Annotated in this window: 15 protein-coding genes; 9 read left to right on the forward strand and 6 right to left on the reverse strand. The window is 66.1% G+C overall.

Features of this window, described 5'->3' with window-relative positions:
* Nucleotides 1-161 precede the first annotated feature (161 nt).
* From ACNI3K_RS07855 to ACNI3K_RS07865, 3 genes are read left to right on the forward strand one after another with little or no spacing between them, the layout of a single operon-like run.
* Complete coding sequence (locus ACNI3K_RS07855; RefSeq protein ID WP_419391328.1) at nt 162-632, forward strand: DUF6328 family protein; 471 nt, start codon at nt 162-164, stop codon at nt 630-632.
* A gap of 58 nt (nt 633-690) precedes the next feature.
* On the forward strand, nt 691-2,385 hold the full coding sequence (treS, locus tag ACNI3K_RS07860) for a maltose alpha-D-glucosyltransferase (protein ID WP_419391329.1): 1,695 nt from the start codon (nt 691-693) through the stop codon (nt 2,383-2,385).
* Nucleotides 2,382-3,698 (forward strand): maltokinase N-terminal cap-like domain-containing protein, encoded by a 1,317-nt coding sequence (locus tag ACNI3K_RS07865; protein WP_419391330.1) that lies wholly within the window; start codon nt 2,382-2,384, stop codon nt 3,696-3,698. Before treS ends, ACNI3K_RS07865 begins: the two co-directional genes overlap by 4 nt.
* A gap of 30 nt (nt 3,699-3,728) precedes the next feature.
* Here the strand turns inward: ACNI3K_RS07865 and ACNI3K_RS07870 are convergent, their stop codons facing one another.
* The 3 genes from ACNI3K_RS07870 to ACNI3K_RS07880 form a co-directional block, all read right to left on the reverse strand.
* Complete coding sequence (locus ACNI3K_RS07870) at nt 3,729-4,025, reverse strand: Dabb family protein (protein WP_419391331.1); 297 nt, start codon at nt 4,023-4,025, stop codon at nt 3,729-3,731.
* 230 nt (nt 4,026-4,255) lie between these two features.
* Nucleotides 4,256-6,124 carry an HNH endonuclease signature motif containing protein gene (locus ACNI3K_RS07875; protein WP_419391332.1) on the reverse strand — a complete coding sequence of 623 codons (1,869 nt, stop codon included), beginning with the start codon at nt 6,122-6,124 and terminating at the stop codon, nt 4,256-4,258.
* Between the two features lie 104 nt (nt 6,125-6,228).
* Nucleotides 6,229-7,530: an MFS transporter gene (locus ACNI3K_RS07880; protein ID WP_419391333.1), complete on the reverse strand. Its 1,302-nt coding sequence runs from the start codon at nt 7,528-7,530 to the stop codon at nt 6,229-6,231.
* A 144-nt stretch (nt 7,531-7,674) separates the two neighbouring features.
* Between ACNI3K_RS07880 and ACNI3K_RS07885 the strand changes: the two genes are divergently transcribed.
* On the forward strand, nt 7,675-8,166 hold the full coding sequence (locus ACNI3K_RS07885) for a DUF2243 domain-containing protein (protein WP_419391334.1): 492 nt from the start codon (nt 7,675-7,677) through the stop codon (nt 8,164-8,166).
* Nucleotide 8,167: 1 nt separating this feature from the next.
* Nucleotides 8,168-9,004 (forward strand): cytochrome c oxidase assembly protein, encoded by an 837-nt coding sequence (locus ACNI3K_RS07890; protein ID WP_419391632.1) that lies wholly within the window; start codon nt 8,168-8,170, stop codon nt 9,002-9,004.
* On the opposite strand, the gene ACNI3K_RS07895 is transcribed toward ACNI3K_RS07890, so the two are convergent.
* The 3 genes from ACNI3K_RS07895 to ACNI3K_RS07905 all read right to left on the reverse strand — a co-directional run bounded on the left by ACNI3K_RS07895 (nt 8,977) and on the right by ACNI3K_RS07905 (nt 10,994).
* A complete protein-coding gene (locus tag ACNI3K_RS07895; RefSeq protein WP_419391335.1) occupies nt 8,977-9,291 on the reverse strand; it encodes a hypothetical protein in 315 nt (104 codons plus the stop codon). The genes ACNI3K_RS07890 and ACNI3K_RS07895 overlap by 28 nt on opposite strands.
* 79 nt (nt 9,292-9,370) lie before the next feature.
* A complete protein-coding gene (locus tag ACNI3K_RS07900; protein ID WP_419391336.1) occupies nt 9,371-10,441 on the reverse strand; it encodes a hypothetical protein in 1,071 nt (356 codons plus the stop codon).
* A 70-nt stretch (nt 10,442-10,511) separates the two neighbouring features.
* On the reverse strand, nt 10,512-10,994 hold the full coding sequence (locus ACNI3K_RS07905) for a GNAT family N-acetyltransferase (RefSeq protein ID WP_419391337.1): 483 nt from the start codon (nt 10,992-10,994) through the stop codon (nt 10,512-10,514).
* A gap of 224 nt (nt 10,995-11,218) precedes the next feature.
* On the opposite strand from ACNI3K_RS07905, the gene ACNI3K_RS07910 reads away from it, so the two are divergent.
* The 4 genes from ACNI3K_RS07910 (at nt 11,219) to ACNI3K_RS07925 (ending at nt 16,120) form a co-directional block, all read left to right on the forward strand.
* Nucleotides 11,219-13,309: a GNAT family N-acetyltransferase gene (locus ACNI3K_RS07910; protein WP_419391338.1), complete on the forward strand. Its 2,091-nt coding sequence runs from the start codon at nt 11,219-11,221 to the stop codon at nt 13,307-13,309.
* A gap of 13 nt (nt 13,310-13,322) precedes the next feature.
* Nucleotides 13,323-13,739, forward strand: coding sequence for an ASCH domain-containing protein (locus tag ACNI3K_RS07915; protein ID WP_419391633.1), 417 nt, complete (start codon nt 13,323-13,325; stop codon nt 13,737-13,739).
* A 253-nt stretch (nt 13,740-13,992) separates the two neighbouring features.
* Complete coding sequence (locus ACNI3K_RS07920) at nt 13,993-15,777, forward strand: DNA/RNA helicase domain-containing protein (RefSeq protein WP_419391339.1); 1,785 nt, start codon at nt 13,993-13,995, stop codon at nt 15,775-15,777.
* Complete coding sequence (locus ACNI3K_RS07925; RefSeq protein ID WP_419391340.1) at nt 15,764-16,120, forward strand: nucleotide pyrophosphohydrolase; 357 nt, start codon at nt 15,764-15,766, stop codon at nt 16,118-16,120. Before ACNI3K_RS07920 ends, ACNI3K_RS07925 begins: the two co-directional genes overlap by 14 nt.
* The last annotated feature ends 23 nt before the right edge of the window (nt 16,121-16,143 follow it).

The raw sequence follows: 16,143 nt of genomic DNA on the forward strand, positions 1-16,143 counted from the left end.
CAAGCTCCAGGTCGAGAAGTTGGCCGGGGGGGTCGAGCCAGGTCGAGCCGGGTCCTGGTTCGTGGGACGCTCGCCGGACCCCCAGCACCTTCTGTCTTGCAGCGATAAAATTGCACCGACGCGCGAAGCGGGGCCGCGCGAGGTGCGACGGGAGGTTCACGGTGGCGGAGGCACAACTCGACGACGAGGCCGAGCAGCTGCGCGAGCGCTACCGCGAGCTCCTAGAAGAGCTGCGCACCATTATTCCGGGTTCGCAGGTGCTTTTCGCCTTCCTGCTGACCGTGCCGTTCAGCTCCCGGTTCGACCACCTGGACAGCTTTGGCCGCAACGTCTTTGTGGCAGTGCTGCTGTGCGTCGCGGCTGCGACCGTGTTCTTCTTGGCTCCGGCAGCCTTCCATCGGGTGAGCGACCACGCATACCGGCGGGCCCGGCTGCGGTTCGCGGTGAGGTCCACCGTCGTGGGCATGGCGCTGCTCGCCGCTGCGATGGCGGGAGCAGTGTTCGTCGTCACCCGGTTCATTTTTCAGGACACCTCCTGGGTGGCCGTGGCGAGCGGCGCCGCGGTCGTGACCCTGATCGCCGTGCTCTGGTACCTGATGCCCCTTGCCCACGGTCGCCGTCATCACGGATGATCGGCTCGCCTGTGGGACCCGCCTGGCTCTTTGCCAATGCATTGCATAGGTTGGGCACATGACTGATGTCGAGCAGGGCATAGACCACACGGACGTCGACTGGTTCAAATCGGCGGTGTTCTACGAGGTGCTCATCCGGTCCTTCCGCGACTCCTCGGGGGACGGGATCGGTGACCTCAAGGGGCTGACAGAGAAGCTCGACTACCTCGAGTGGCTCGGGGTGGACTGCCTGTGGCTCCCGCCCTTCTTCCCCTCACCCTTGAAGGACGGCGGCTACGACGTCGCGGACTACACCGCCGTCTCCGAGGACATCGGCACCATCGATGACTTCCAGGCTTTCCTCGACGAGGCGCACTCGCGCGGCATCCGCGTGATCATCGACGTGGTCATGAACCACACCTCGGACCAGCACCCGTGGTTCCAGGCCTCGCGCAGCGACCCGGAGGGTCCGTACGGCGACTTCTACGTGTGGAACGACACGGACGAGCCGTACTCGGACGCGCGGATCATCTTCGTCGACACCGAGACCTCGAACTGGACCTGGGACCCCGTGCGCCAGCAGTACTTCTGGCACCGGTTCTACGGCCACCAGCCGGACCTCAACTTCGAGAACCCCGCCGTGCACCAGGCGATGATCGACGTGCTGAAGTTCTGGCTCGAGCGCGGCGTCGACGGATTCCGCCTGGACGCCGTCCCCTACCTCTACGAGGAGGAGGGCACCAACGGCGAGAATCTGGCCCGCACCCACGACTTCCTCAAGACCGTCCGCAAGTACGTGGACACGAACTTCCCGGGCCGCGTGCTGCTCGCCGAGGCGAACCAGTGGCCCGCGGACGTCGTGGACTACTTCGGCGACCCGGCCGTGGGCGGCGACGAGTGCCACATGTGCTTCCACTTCCCGGTCATGCCGCGCATCTTCATGGGGGTCAGGCGCGAGTCGCGCTACCCCATCAGCGAGATCCTCGACCAGACGCCCGCGATCCCGGACCACTGCCAGTGGGGCATCTTCCTGCGCAACCACGACGAGCTCACGCTCGAGATGGTGACGGACGAGGACCGCGACTACATGTGGAACGAGTACGCCACCGACCCGCGCATGAAGGCCAACATCGGCATCCGGCGCAGGCTCGCTCCTCTGCTCGACAACGACACCAACCAGATGGAGCTGTTCACCGCTCTGCTGCTCAGCCTGCCGGGGTCCCCGGTGCTGTATTACGGCGACGAGATCGGCATGGGCGACAACATCTGGCTGGGTGACCGCGACGGCGTCCGCACGCCGATGCAGTGGACGCCCGATCGCAACGCGGGCTTCTCGCAGGCGAACCCAGGCAAGCTGGCGCTGCCGCCGGTGATGGACCCGGTGTTCGGGTATCAGTCGGTGAACGTCGAGGCGCAGCAGGAGAGCACCTCCTCGCTGCTGCACTGGACGCGCCGGATGATCCACGTGCGCCGCCAGCACTCGGCCTTCGGTCGCGGAAGCTTCTACGACCTCGGCGGGTCCAACCCGTCGGTGCTGTCCTATCTGCGGGAGGACGGCGACGACGTGATGCTGTGCGTCAACAACCTCTCCCGCTTCCCCCAGCCGGTCGAGCTCGACCTGCATCAGTTCAGCGGTTCGCAGCCGGTGGAGATGCTCGGTGGCGTGGAGTTCCCCGCCATTGGCGAACTGCCGTATCTGCTGACCCTCGCCGGATACGGGTTCTACTGGTTCCGGATCAGCCGGCCCGCTCTCACGGAAGGAACACTGCCATGAGTCAGTGGATCGAACGCCCGGAACTCAGCGCCTACTTGGCGCGCCAGCGCTGGTTCGGCCAGGGCCAGGAAGAGGTCGCGATCACCGAGGTTCGCGAGCTCGAGTGGCTGAGCGACCCGTCCTCGGGCCTCGGGGTCCGGTTCGAGCTCGTCGCCGCGGGCTCGCTGTTCAACGTGCCGCTGTCCTACCGGCAGACGCCGCGCGAGGACCTGTCCTATGGGTTCATCGGCGCGGGCACCCTCGACGGCGAGGTCTTCTACGTCTACGACGCGCTGCACGACCCGGAGGCTCGCGGCGTCCTGCTGCAGGGCTTCGCCGAGGGTGCGCAGACGCCGGCCGGCATCGAGTACTCGCGCATCGACGGCTTCGCCCTCGAGTCTCACGACGACAACGTGCTGCTCTCGGCTGAGCAGAGCAACACGTCCGTGATCGTCGGCGAGAGCCTCATCAAGTTCTTTCGCAAGCTCGCGCCTGGCCGCAACCCGGACATCGAGATCCAGGCGGCGCTCACCGAACTGGGCTCCGACGAGATCTCGCCGCTCCAGGGCTGGATCAGCGCAGGCGACATCGACCTCGCAATGATCGGCGTGTTCCAGCGCTCCGCGACCGACGGCTGGGACACGGCCCGCACCAGCGTGCGCGCCCTTCAGGACGATGCGGTCAGGGCTCGCGAGGCCGGCGGCGACTTCGCCGGCGAGAGCGAGCGCCTGGGCGCGACACTCGCCATCGTGCACGAGCAGATGCGCCAGACCCTTCCGACGGGAAGCTGGGGCCCCTCGGAGATCGGCACGTTGGTCGAGCGCCTCAATGCCCGCCTCGAGGCCGCAGTCTCCATGCAGCCGTCCGTCGCCGACTACGCCGAACGCGCCCGCGAGGCCTACGCTGCGATCGACTCGGGCACTCCGGTGCCGGTGCAGCGCGTGCACGGCGACTTCCACTTGGGACAGACGCTGCGCACCACGTCCGGATGGAAGATCATCGACTTCGAGGGCGAGCCGGCGCAGCCGCTTCTGGAGCGCACGCGACTGGATTCTGTCGCCCGCGACGTCGCGGGCCAGCTCCGGTCGCTGGACTACGCGGCGCACTCGGTCGCGATCGTCACGGGCATCGAAGACACCGAGCACATCAACGACTGGGTGAGCCGCAACCGCATCGCGTTCCTGCGCGGCTACGGCTACGAGCAGACCGCGACCGCGGTGGCTCTGCTGCACGCCTACGAGATCGACAAGGCCCTCTACGAGGTGGTCTACGAGTCGAACTACCGTCCGGACTGGGTGCAGATCCCGCTGGGAGCGCTGAACCGGCTGCTCTAGGGGCCTACGCGACAGCCTTTCGGAGCCGCGCTACGCCACGAGGCGCTCGGCCCACTCGCCGATCACTCCCGCCACCGGGAGGTGCGTAGGGTGAGGCAGGTATCCGTCGCGCGCCTCCACGCTGTCAAAGGTCACCAGGAGGGCCCAGTCGTAGCCGGCCTCGAGTCCCTCCGTGCTGACGCTCTCGCCGTGGACCACGCTCACGACTCCGGGGATCTCTTCGGGGAATCGAGCGAGCATCTCCGGTAACGCGGCGAGGGCCTCGCTAGGGGTGTCGCTGCGCCACTGCGTCAGGACCACGTGGACGATTCCGCCTGATGTTGTCATGACTCGATCCTGGCACGGCCTGTTCGGCGGAGGCACTTAGGCGCGAACCGCCTGGGACAAAGCTCGGTCCAGCACGCCCTTGCTCATGATCGAGTGAAGCGACCGGACGAGACCGAACGCCGCGAGCGCGGCCGTGGCGACTACACCGGCGATAGTCCCCGATACCCGGTGCCCAGTTCCCTACCCCCGATGCCCAGTTCCGGACGCCCGGTGCCCGGCGCCCGGTGCCTTCACCGCATCGCCGCCGTGAGGGCACCAAGGTGCGACGACGGCGACGCCCGGCTTGGTGGCCGCGCACCCACCGGACGGCGTGCTCGCCTGCCGGTACGGCTCTCCCCCGGCCCGGCGAGCGGGCCGCTGCAGGCACCACGAGCCCGACCGCGCTGGCTCCGGCTCCGACTCCGACTCCGACTCCGACTCTGACTCCGGCTCCGGCTCCGGCTCTGGCTCCGGCTCTGGCTCGGGCTCGGGCTCGGGCTCGCGCTCCGGACCATGTGCTCCGCGTACGCCCGCGCGGGCTGTTCCTCACGCCAGTGCCCGTAGGCGTCACAGTTCACCCGCGCCACCACGCACGGCTCGCGAGCCGCCAACGCGCATCGGTCGTCCGCAGCGCTAGGACTGGAAGCCGGCTCGGGTTCGAGCGGATATGCATCGAACAGCCGACGTCCACCGGGGCGTCTTCGCCGGGCGGGATCGACGATGGCCGGAGGCGTGAACCACACCTCTTCGGCGGTGGCGTGGATCTGCCAATCGGCGTTATGGATGTCGTGATGACATCGCACGCACAACATCACGCCGTTGGCCAGGTCCGTGGGTCCACCGTGAGCCCAATGACGAATATGGTGCGCGTCGCACCACGAGGGCGGAGCGCCACACATCGCGCACCCGCCGTCGCGCTCGACGAGCGCCAGCTTCTGCGCGTGTGTGAAGTGCGGCCGGCGACGTCCGAAGTCCAACACCACCGAGGGCCCGCCCATCACCTCCGGGATCACTCCCGCGGCGGCGGCCGCGCGTCGCAGCATGCCCGCGTCCATCGAGGTCGCGAGCCCATCAACCGATGCCCCACCCAATCCCTCACGCAACTCTTCGAGCGTGGTCCTCACCACGAGGGACACGCCCGAGCGCGGCAGCACCTCGACCTCGCACCCGGCGAGGTGGCGCGCGAAGTCACCAATGGCATCGGCCCTCACCTGCTCAGGGGTGCGCTCGTCGATCACCACGGACTCGCCTGCCTTGGCAGCGTCTTGCATGCGCTTGCGCAGCCGAAAGTTCTGGTTGACCATCGCCTGCAACACGGCGATGAGGGGTGCGCCGTTCTCGGGATCGAGCCGACCGTTGACCGTGATCATGCCGTCGGCCGCCTCCCCGATGCGCAAATAGCGTCGCTCGCGCCGGTCCCGCGCGAGTTCCTCGAGGTGCTCCCGGTCTAGGCGCTCCTCGGTGCGAGTGATGAGCTTCGCCAGACGGTCGAGCCGCATGTACTGCGCGGACTCCACCAGGTCCTTCTCGGCCGCCGCCACCGCCTGCTCGGTGCACCTGGTCGCTACGCGTCGCAGCATCCGCAAGATCATCGTGGAAGCCTCGACCCCCAACTCTCCGGCGCTCACGGCCTCGGCCACGATCGGGAAGACGGGGACGGGCTCGGGCTGCTCATGGTTCTGATCCGACGGCGGCGGCGCACCTTCCTCACCGCCCGCCCGTTCCACGCCAGCACGTTCAACATCGCGCAGCGCCTCACCCAGTTCGATGAGGCGGCCCGCCTCGGCATCGGAGCCGCCAGTCTGAGAGGAGACCATCCCGCGCTCGTCACCTTTGCCGCGACGGCGCGCCAGCCCCAGCTCCTTGTTCTTGGCACGGGAGCGCGCGGCCTGCTCGGCGGCCACCACGGCCATCATCCGGTCCGCGTCTTTGCGCACCGCGCCGAGCGCAGCACCAAGAGCGACCAGATCGTCGTCTGCCATCGCGCTGACGCCAGCGTGCGTCAACTCGCGCCGATCCACGAGGGCGGCGCGCACCCGCTGATCCCACGTCGCGGCGCCTTGAGAATCCCGCGCAGCATCGCCCTGAATGGGGGCGAGCAATGCCGGTGCCTCGGTCATGTATCCATCACATCATCGAGGTCTGACATCGGTGAGCCGCAGCATCAAAGGCGACCATCACCCCTGCAAAATCTACGCGCCCCGAAAAGCGCAGCACGGACCGCCTACTTGCGCCCCGCCTCCGGCAGCCCACGCCCCACCACGGCTCCGGCCACGCCCAGCACCGCGAGCAGCGCCAGCGCGAACTCAGGACCCCACGCCGCCAACCCCGCGGTCACCGCACCAACCGCCAGCAGCAGCACCCCCATCAAGGTGTTGGCCACCGCCACGTACTGAGTGCGCTGGTCGCCCTCGGCGATGTCCACCACGTACGTCTTGCGGGCCAGTCGCGCGCCGATGTGCACGAACGCAAGCAACAGATACGTCGCGGGCGCGAGCCATACCGCCTCCCCCAAGAAGGGCGCCATCAGCGCACCCAAGAAAGCCACAATCACCACCGAGCTCGCGATGGACGCCCCGATCATCAGCCGCCTCGACGACCGGTCCGCAAGCCGGCCGAACACGCGCCCACCCACCAGGCCCGCCACCCCCTGCGCGATCACGAACAGCCCGAGCGAGGACAGCCCCGACGCGCCCTGTTGAGCAGCAAGAGCCACGACGAACGGTGGGCTGAGCGCCGAGACGAGCAGCAGGGCCCGCGCGATGACAAACCGCCGGAAGACCGCATCGGCCCTCCAAAGGTCGCGCGCCTGCGCCGCCCAACCTGCCCCGTCCGCATCGGGCGTCTCGACCTCCCCCGCAGGCTCGCGGATGGTCGAGAAGACCACCGCCGCGCAAGCCCACACCAGCGCGGCGCCCCCGAGCAGCGCGGCGAGCACGCCGACCCCCAGATCGTCGCCGCCCCACACCCGCAGCGACAGTCCGAGCGTGAGCGCCACGGCGGCCGATGCCATGGCAGCGATCCCCTTGATCTGGCCTCGCTGCCCCTTGGGCACGGTACGGCCCAGCACGTCCTTGCTCGCGATCGAGCTCAGCGAGCGGGCGAGCGCGAAGACCGCGAGCGCGGCCAGTATGCCCACACCCGCCAGGGTGCCCGATGCGGTCGCGGCTACCAGCGCCAGCCCAGCAGTTGCGGTCGCTTGGCCGACTGCTCCCGCGACCCACACCCACTTGCGCAAGCGCCGGCTTCGCACGCGCGGCGCCCACGCGGCCTGCGGCAGCATCGACCCCGACTCGCGGATGGGCACCAGGAAGGCGACGAAAGCCCCGGGTGCGCCGAGCGCGCTCACGAGCCACGGCAGCACCGTCTTGGCGTTGACCACCTGGTCACCCATCGACTGCAGCGTCTGCGCGGCCATCTGGCGAATCGCGTTGCGGGGGACGTTCGGCCGGGCCTCCTCGGTGAGGCTCTCGAGCTCCGACTCGTCGGCATCGACCAGTTTGCGAAAGATCCGTTTCGAGGCCACCGCTTCATTATGGCGCGGCCCAGCTATGTCGCAGGCGGCCGATGCGCGGGCCGGCTGAGCGCCGGCCCCGGGCTCGGTTGCAGCTCGCCGCACCCGAACGAACAATGGACTGACGAGACACGACGCCGACGCGAAGGAGCCCTCATGGCCGATCCCGGAGCCCGTGCCGTCGCGGCCGAGGGCACCAAGGTGGACCGCCGCACCGTGCTGTCCGGCTTCCTGTTCGGGTGCGGGATCGCGGCGTCGATCGTCGACCTGTTCGTCTTTCACCTGGTGCTGCAATGGCACCACTTCTATGACCTGTCGACCACGCACGTGGCGTTGGTGGCCGATGGGTTCTTCCACGCCTTCGGCTGGTTCATCACCATCGGTGGGCTGTTCCTGCTGGCCGACCTGCGCCGCCGCGCGGGGGTCGCCTGGAGGCGGTGGACCGGGGCGGTCATCACGGGGGTCGGGTTCTTCCAGCTCCTCGACGGCGTGGTCTTTCACAAGATCCTCGGCATCCATCAGATCCGCTATGACGTGGACCTGCTGCTCTACGACGTCGTGTGGATCGGCACGGCCGTGCTCGCGCTCGTCATCGGGCTGCTGATGCTGTGGCGCACGCACCCCCAGCCCGCGCGCACTCGTGACTGAGATGTGGCTCGCGGGCCACCTCGGCGAGCACGGCGCCGCCCACGGACAGGCCACGGCCGGGTGGGCCGCCTTCGACGCCGTGGTGTTGCTCGTGCTGGCCGCGGCGGCGGCCGGTTACGCGCTCGCGCTGTGGTCCGCCCGGGGCCGCACGCCCTGGCCGCTCCCCCGCACAGCGGCCTGGTATGTGGGTCTCGCCTGCGCCGGCGTAGCACTCACCGGCCCTCTTGCCGAGGCCGCGCACGCCAGCTTCACGGCCCACATGGCCGGGCACCTGCTGTTGGGGATGCTCGCGCCGCTGCTGCTGGTGCTCAGCGCGCCCATCACCCTCGGGCTTCAAGCCCTCCCCGTGGCGCGCGCCCGGTCTCTGAGCCGACTGCTGCGCAGCCCGTTCGTGCGCGTGGTCACGTACCCAGTCACCGCGGCCGTCCTTAACGCCGGCGGACTCTGGCTGCTCTACACGACCGACCTCTACACGCTGATGCACTCGTCGGTACTAATTCATGCGCTCGTGCACGCACACGTCTTCCTGGCCGGCTACGTCTTCACGGCATCGATCGTGGGCGTGGACCCGGACCCTCACCGGGCGCCCATCCGCGTGCGCGCCGTGGTGCTGGTGGCGTTCATCGCGGCCCACTCGATCCTCGCCAAGTGGCTCTACGCGAACCCGCCGGCCGGGGTCGAGACCGCCGACGGGCAACTCGGCTCGCAACTGATGTACTACGGCGGCGACGCGGTGGACGTGACGCTCATCGTGCTGCTGCTCGCCGGTTGGTACCGAGCCACGCGGCCGCGTGAGCCGGTTCGACAGGCTCAGTCCGCGTCGCCGAAGAGCCGCTGACCCATCTGCGACAGCTCCTGCCCCGCGTCCTCGATGCGCATGAGCTCGTCATCGGGGTAGATGCCTTCCGGGTAGGAGAAGGCAGCGCCGAGGTCCACGAACGCGAACGCGAGGCGCTTGGGCACGTCGGGCCGGTCCGCGTAGTAATCAACGAGCCTTTCGAGCGCGCCGGTGAGTTCCGTGTAGGCGTCTTCGTCCAGACCCTCCTGCAGGCGCAGGCGCACGGGGATGGACTCGTCGGACACCAGGAGTCGCTCGACGGTCGCCAGGTCGTGCTCGATGCTCACGCAACGCTCCTTCCTCGGCGGAGAGTTCACTTCCGAGTCTGGCACTGTGCGGGCGTCGGCGCCGCTCGGGCTGCGCCGACTACTTTCGGCGCTTGAACTTGGCCGTCACCGCACCAGCGGCGCTCGCCCCTGCGCCCGCAACCGCCTTCGCGCCACCGACAGCCGCGCCGCCCACAGCGGCCCCGGCCGTCTTGACCGAGGTCAGCGCCTGTGGCTCCTGGTACTCCCCGTCGACATCCGTACCGCGGAACGCGGCCGTGCCGTCCACAGCTCGCTGCCACACGACCTCGCCAAAGCCCTTCGCCGATACCGACGCCGCGCGCATGGTGCGCGCGGCGCGCGAGTCAGCGAGCGCATCGGCCATATCGCCCTCCGCGGGCGCGAGCCATTCCGGCCATGTCTCCGCGGGCGCCGAGAAGCCTTCGCGGCACGACTTCACCACGCCGCTGCCGAAGTAGTAGCTGGTCGCGCCGCCCGCGACCGCGCCGATCACGGGGACGGCCTTGGAGCCGATCCGGATCCCGCCCATGACCGCGCCCTGCGCCATGGCCTGCTTGGCGAGCACCATCGTTACGGGCACCAGCGCCGAGTCGGGCAGCTGCTGCGCGAGCAGGTCGCCCCACTTGGGGTTGACCTTGGAGACGGCGCCGCCCGCCACCTTGCGCGCGGTTCCCACAGACGCGCCCGCAGGGAGCGCGCCCAGCACCAGCTCGGTGACGCGGCTCTTGCGCTTCTCCCCCAGCATCGCGCCGAGCACCACGGCCTTGGCCCGCTCGGGATCGTCAATGGGGATGCCGCGCAGCTCGGCCATGCAGAGAGCAAACAACGCGGTGGTCTCGTAGAAGAACAGCAGGTCCGCGACGCCCAGTCCTATAGCCACGGGGATGCCCACCACCGGAATCGTGGCCGTGGCACCGGCCGCCGCACTCGCCGACGTGGTGGTCGCGATGTACTGCGACTCGATGATCTTCATGACCTCGGCGGGAGTCGCATCCGGCTTACGTCGCCGAATCTCCTTGATGTAGGCCGTCGCCGCGGGACGCTGCACCGCGATCGCCTTGAACACCCGCTCCTGGAAGTCGTCGGGAACGGCTATCTCCTTCGACGAGGCCTTTGGGCTGCTAGCGACGTTGCTCTGCGACTCGTTCATGGGGCTCCCTGTGCGGCTTGGGTACTAGGCCCAGTATGCGGCTCAGCGGCAATACGGCCGATGCGTTCGCTCAGTTCAGTTCGCCGAACGGGTAGCGCACGGTTGCGAAGGGCCACGCCGTCGCTAGCCATTCTGGGACGAACTCGCGCACCGCTTCGGCGAGGCCTCCGGGTGCGTCCGGGACGACCCACCACGAGACGTCGGCGGCAGGCTGTTCGACGCTAGAGCCGGGCTCAAGCTCAGCGGGGTCGATGTAGATGCAGCCAAACAGCCGGCTCTCGACGCTAGGCAGGATCGCGTAGTTGAACGAGAGGTTCTCGGCCATGTCCTCGGCGTGGAGCACCAGGTCCTCGCGGTCCTCCTCGGCCGTCATCTTGGCGGGCGGCCAGCCCCAGGCGTCGCCGTACTTGTCCCACAGCATCGCCTGGTTGCCCATGACGGCGGGCATGTCGATGTCGAGATCGTCGGGGCTGATGGGGCGGATGTGGGCGCCGTCGGTGATGTCTACGCGAAGCGGATGCTCGAAGTCGTTGAGGAGCCAAGGGGAAGCCATCGGTGAGGACTCGTCTCTTCATCTTGTCGGGGAACTGGGGCCGACACGATAGCAGTTCGATCGTGGACGGGCCGGAGCACCTCGTCAACCGAGACACATCGCCGAACGACTGGGCCAACGCCCTTTGCTTACCCGTATCGACGTGCATGCGCGTGAGCGCCACATCCGTAATCGCGTGGCGAGGCAACTCCTAAATCTGACGACCGCCTGCCACGCTAAACCACATGAGCGACGGGGGCGGCTCGGAGCCAACGGGCTTCACCTTGCAGCAAGTGGACGAGGAGTCTCCTTTGCTCCTAGAAGCAATTGCACTTGCCGACGCGAACCGCGAGTTCTTGGGCATTTTGACTCCCGCCGCTTGGCGCGAGTACGCCGCTCGTGGCGGAGTGATCGTAGCGACGAAGAGAACCCAGGGCGGGAACCAATCCGTCCTTGGCGTGGCTTCCTTCCGGCGAGGGCGGCAGCGAGCAGCACTCGCGCATCTCGCCGTCGCCAGCGAAGCCAGGCGCCTCGGGATTGCCCGGTCGCTCGTTGGCGAGGTTGCGAGGCTCACTGCAGATCTTTCAGGGATTCTGGTCCGGTGCCGACGCGACTTTCCGGCGAACGATGTGTGGCCGCAGTTGGGTTTCGTTCCGCGCGGCGAACAACCGGGCCGCGGCAAGATACCTAAGGTCATCACCTGGTGGTGGTTTGACCACGGCCACACCGATCTATTCGCCTGGGATGGGATCGCGGGCACCAATGTTGCGGTGGTTCTCGATGCGAACGTATTCATCGACCTGCATGGCGAGCAGCAGGGCTCTGAAGAAGCGCTCACGCGCGAAGCTCTGGACGAAGCTCAGGAGAGCGGCGCAATCCTCTTGGTGACCCCCGAACTGCCTCGAGAGCTTGACCGCCGCGCCAATGCGTCAGAACGCAAGCGTCTCATCGGACTCGCAAACGCCACCCCAATGGTGCGGGCGACACGGGACTCCGTCGAAACAACGCGGGAGGCGATCGACGCAGAGGCCGAGAGAGAACACGCAAGAAGACAAGATTCATCCGACATAGCGCACCTTGCCTATGCAGCTGCCGCAGGTGTCCGCTATGTGGTCACTCGTGATGACCGCGCTAAGCGTCGACTCAGGAACGTGGCCGCCTCGCTTGGGGTGGAGTTCTTCAGCCCAGTGCAACTGGCGGCCGAACTGGCGATGAACGACGGCGGAGCGAGGTATTGGCCAGCGGTCGCGCACGGGCAGGGGTTTCAGGTAGTCGAAGAGTTGCGAGTAGCGATCCCCCTGCTTGAGCACCTCAACGCAGACTCTCTTGGCGAGCCGCGTCGCGCGATCACCCGCCGTCTAGAACCACTGTTACTCGCTGGCACCCATGGCCAAGCCTGGGCGCTCTGTGACGCAGCCGGCATACCTCTAGCTGGGGTCGCCATGACACGCGAGGGCGAAGCGGTGGACGTCCACCTCGCCCGGGTTTCGACTGGACAACTCGAGGACGTCCTCGCCCGCTACATCGTGCATCTCCTAAGCACTGCGGCCGCACTGGACGGTAGCCGCATGGTCCGTGTGACCGATCCCCTGATGCCCCCTGCGGTACAGGTTTCCCTTGCCGCACAAGGCTTCGCCCGCACCCAAGACAGATATGTCGCACCGCGACTTAGAGGGCTCTTGTCGCCTGCCACCGCGCGAGAGGCACTCAAAGCACTCCCGGGCGCCGAGCAAGACGCAATAGCGCTACTGCGAAGACTTGCAGATGCCACCGACGGCAGTATTCGTTCGTCAGAGTTGCTTGCATTAGAGACAGCATTGGCCCCAGTAACGCTTATCGAGCGGTCGATACCCGTTTGGTCCGTGCCGATAAGACCTGCCTACGCGTATGAGTTGCTGGGAATCGGCGAGAGTCTCCTGGCCCGCAAGGACTCGCTTGGAATCTCCCTCGAGCACGTCTACTACACGGGTGCACCTGCAATTCCTCCCGCCGGGAGTCGCGTCCTTTGGTACCTCAGCGGCGCCAACACTCCTGCCTACGTGGCACAGAGCGTGGTAATCGAGTCCGGACACCTACCGTGGAAGGACGCATATCGCGTTCATCGTCGACTCGGTGTCTACACGCGCGAGGAAGTGCGAAACGCGTCGACCTCTTCTGGCAAGGTTGGGTACATCGTGTTCGGGCGCACGCGACCGCTACACCGATCCGTGTCGCTGAACCGCGCCTCCAAAGCGGCGTCAGACCTAGGGACCAGGATGATGCTACGCGGACCTTGGAAGTTGCCTGCCGTCCTTGCCAACGAACTAATGGAGGTGGCTTTTGAGCACAAGCGATAGTCACATCATGCTTATGTCCATTCGTCCAAGGTTCGTTTCTCAGATACTCGCTGGCAGCAAGACGGTCGAACTGCGCCGCACGAAGCCTCTGGTGAGCGCGGGACAGCCGCTCGCTATCTACTCGACACTGCCAGCGGGAGCTATTGTCGCCACCGCCAGGGTCGCTCGGATCGAGAGGGCTCCCAAGCGAGACCTCTGGAATGCGCGCAAGGACGCCCTGGGCGTGACTGAGGCGGAGTTCGAGTCCTACTTCGCGGGGCGGCCGTGCGCCATTGGCGTCCACCTCGATACGGTCGTGGAACTCGATGTGCCGGTGTCACTAACTCAGATGCGGACAATGGGCGTGCCGAACCCGCCACAGCAATGGATGTTCCTCCGGTCAACTCTGTGGCAGCGACATTTGCAACTCCACGACCTCGCCGTCGCATGAGGCTGGAAGCCCGTCGTGTCGCCCGAGGTCTTACCAGACGGCCAGGCGCTCCAGTGCCCTACTTGTCGCACAGCATTGCCGAGTCGCCAATGGCGCTGCAGATGCCAACCACGAGGCGGTCTGGGCTGAAGTGACGAACGTAAACGCCTGCCGAGAGTTCGACGTGGAGCGCATGTCTGAAGACTTCAGCAGCCTTCCCGGTCAATAGGCTGAGCCGTGAATGGCATAGTTCTGTGCAGAATTGAGGTGACAGGTGACCGACCGGCCGAACCCCACTCGTATTCACGAACTCGAGTTCTCCCGCGCGAGCATCGACGCCTGGCGCGACGACACTCAGCGCCACCGCAACTGGCCGGTCGTCTACACCTTGAACAACAAGTCCTCGATCTACGTGGGCGAGTCCCTAAACGCCGTGGGTCGGATCCGGCAACATCTCGACTCTGCAGAGAAGCGCGGACTTCGTGCCGTTCGGATCGTCGTCGACGACACGTTTAACAAGTCAGTCTGTCTCGACCTCGAGTCATTCCTTATCCGGATGTTCTCTGGTGACGGTCGGTACCAAGTCCTAAACCGCAACGACGGGGTGACTAATGCGGACTACTACGAGCGTCTCCGCTACAACGAGACGTTCCGTGACATTTTTGGCCAGTTGCGCGAGGCGGGTCTCTTCGACAAGAAGATCCCCGAAATCGAGAACAGCGACCTGTTCAAGTTGTCACCTTTCAAGGCCCTGAACAAGGACCAAGAAGCAGTAGTCGAGGACATCGTGGAAGGTCTCTTTTCAGACCTTGAAGCGGTACGTCCCAGCACAGCCGTGATCGAAGGGGGACCAGGTACTGGTAAGACCATCGTCGCGATCTACCTCCTAAAGCTCTTGGTCGACATTCGACACGGCACGGACACTGACAATCCCGACGTTGAGTCTGTGTTCAGCGATTTCTTCCAACCAGGTCACGCAGAACTCTTGCAAGGTGCACGCATCGGCCTTGTGATCCCTCAGCAGTCGCTTCGCAAGTCGGTCAAGAGGGTGTTCGAGCGCACTCCCGGCTTGAGCCAAGACATGGTCCTCACTCCATACGACGTCGCGAAGTCGGATCGCTGGTATGACTTGCTGATCGTCGACGAGTCTCATCGACTCACCCAATACGGAGCCCAAGCGATGGGCACACTCACGAAGGCCTACCGGGAGCACAGCCAGCGACTCGCGAGAGACGGCGAGAGTTGGGAAGATCTGACCCAAATCGATTGGATCGTCCGATCGAGCAAGCACCAAGTGTTTCTCGTTGACGAGGGTCAGTCTGTGCGGCCCATGGACGTATCGCGGGGCTCGCTGGCAAAGTTGCGCGCCGTAGCCAGCACTGACCAGCGCGGGTACCGTCTCGTGTCCCAGATGCGTGTACAAGCGGGTCAGGACTACGTCGCGTACGTGCGCGACGTTCTCTCCGACGTGCCGCCGGCGGGACCTCGTGCGTTCGAAAGCTACGATCTCAAGTTCTTCGACAACCTGCCTCTGATGCGCGCTGAGCTTTCGAAGCGAGAGCAAGAGAGCGGGCTCGCTCGCCTAGTTGCCGGCTACGCCTGGCCGTGGAAATCGAAGGGCGTCGATTCCGCGAGCGAGGTGTTCGACATCGAACTCGATGGCGTTCGCCTCTGCTGGAACCGTTCGGCGACCGACTGGATCAATACTCAGGGCTCGGTCGACGAGGTCGGGTCGATTCACACAGTTCAGGGCTACGACCTCAACTACGCCGGGGTGATCATCGGCGCCGATCTTCGTTACGACCCAGGTTCCAAGCGCATCGAGCTCGACAGAAACAACTACTTCGACAAGAAGGGCAAGGCTAACAACGCCCTCCGTGCGATCACTACCAGCGACGCTGACGTGCTCGCCATGGTGCGCAACATCTATGGGGTGCTCCTGACGCGTGGCATGAAGGGGACATATGTCTATGTGGTAGACCCTGCACTACGCGAGCATCTTCGACCGTACTTCGACTATGCAGAACCTCCTGGAGGCCCGACCGATGACTCAAAGTGATTCCCTCAGAGGCCTGACGCGCGAGATTCGAGATTTCGCTCAGGAGCGAGACTGGGAGCAGTTCCATGACCCGAAGTCACTTGTCCTCGCTCTCGTAGGCGAGGTCGGTGAGCTCGCCGAACTCTTTCAGTGGGTTCCGGCTGACGATGCAGTGCAGCAGTTCGCGGACGAGCCTAAGAAGCAACGTGCCGCGGACGAAATCGCCGATGTCGCGACTTATCTCCTCCGACTAGCGGACGTGCTATCGATTGACATCGAAGAGGCGATCGTGTCAAAAATGGCCGAGTCGCAGACACGGTTCGACCCTGCCGAAGTCCGAGGCGTCGCTCCGGACAAACTTTAGCTTCCGCGCCGTTTGCCTGATCG

The organism is Demequina ureilytica, assembly GCF_048553575.1.
In the GTDB taxonomy this organism is placed as follows: domain Bacteria; phylum Actinomycetota; class Actinomycetes; order Actinomycetales; family Demequinaceae; genus Demequina.

What these genes read in the sequence shown, in the direction of transcription:
- treS (WP_419391329.1), top strand. Translation starts at nt 691, where the DNA reads ATGACTGATGTCGAGCAGGGCATAGACCACACGGACGTCGACTGGTTC.
- ACNI3K_RS07865 (WP_419391330.1), top strand. Translation starts at nt 2,382, where the DNA reads ATGAGTCAGTGGATCGAACGCCCGGAACTCAGCGCCTACTTGGCGCGC.
- ACNI3K_RS07870 (WP_419391331.1), bottom strand. Translation starts at nt 4,025, where the DNA reads ATGACAACATCAGGCGGAATCGTCCACGTGGTCCTGACGCAGTGGCGC.
- ACNI3K_RS07875 (WP_419391332.1), bottom strand. Translation starts at nt 6,124, where the DNA reads ATGACCGAGGCACCGGCATTGCTCGCCCCCATTCAGGGCGATGCTGCG.
- ACNI3K_RS07885 (WP_419391334.1), top strand. Translation starts at nt 7,675, where the DNA reads ATGGCCGATCCCGGAGCCCGTGCCGTCGCGGCCGAGGGCACCAAGGTG.
- ACNI3K_RS07890 (WP_419391632.1), top strand. Translation starts at nt 8,168, where the DNA reads ATGTGGCTCGCGGGCCACCTCGGCGAGCACGGCGCCGCCCACGGACAG.
- ACNI3K_RS07900 (WP_419391336.1), bottom strand. Translation starts at nt 10,441, where the DNA reads ATGAACGAGTCGCAGAGCAACGTCGCTAGCAGCCCAAAGGCCTCGTCG.
- ACNI3K_RS07905 (WP_419391337.1), bottom strand. Translation starts at nt 10,994, where the DNA reads ATGGCTTCCCCTTGGCTCCTCAACGACTTCGAGCATCCGCTTCGCGTA.
- ACNI3K_RS07910 (WP_419391338.1), top strand. Translation starts at nt 11,219, where the DNA reads ATGAGCGACGGGGGCGGCTCGGAGCCAACGGGCTTCACCTTGCAGCAA.
- ACNI3K_RS07915 (WP_419391633.1), top strand. Translation starts at nt 13,323, where the DNA reads ATGTCCATTCGTCCAAGGTTCGTTTCTCAGATACTCGCTGGCAGCAAG.
- ACNI3K_RS07925 (WP_419391340.1), top strand. Translation starts at nt 15,764, where the DNA reads ATGACTCAAAGTGATTCCCTCAGAGGCCTGACGCGCGAGATTCGAGAT.